Raw genomic sequence first — 263 nt, forward strand, 5'->3', positions numbered from 1 at the left:
TACTTTAATGACAGCCAGCGTCAAGCCACCAAGGACGCAGGCAAGATTGCCGGTCTTGAAGTGCTTCGTATCGTTAACGAGCCGACAGCTGCAGCTTTGGCGTACGGTATGGAAAAAGCGGAAGATCAAACGATCCTCGTGTATGACCTCGGGGGCGGTACGTTCGACGTATCCATCCTGGAACTCGGCGACGGCTTCTTCGAAGTAAAGGCAACCAGCGGTGACAACCAGCTGGGCGGCGACGACTTTGACCAAGTCATCAT

General features: G+C 54.4%; 1 protein-coding gene. It reads left to right on the forward strand.

Annotated elements, in window-relative coordinates; genetic code table 11:
* The coding region (locus ACSNOG_RS33495; RefSeq protein WP_436756435.1) for an Hsp70 family protein at window positions 1-263 on the forward strand (263 nt) is incomplete at both ends.

Source organism: Streptomyces sp. URMC 124, from assembly GCF_051386455.1.
In the GTDB taxonomy this organism is placed as follows: domain Bacteria; phylum Actinomycetota; class Actinomycetes; order Streptomycetales; family Streptomycetaceae; genus Streptomyces.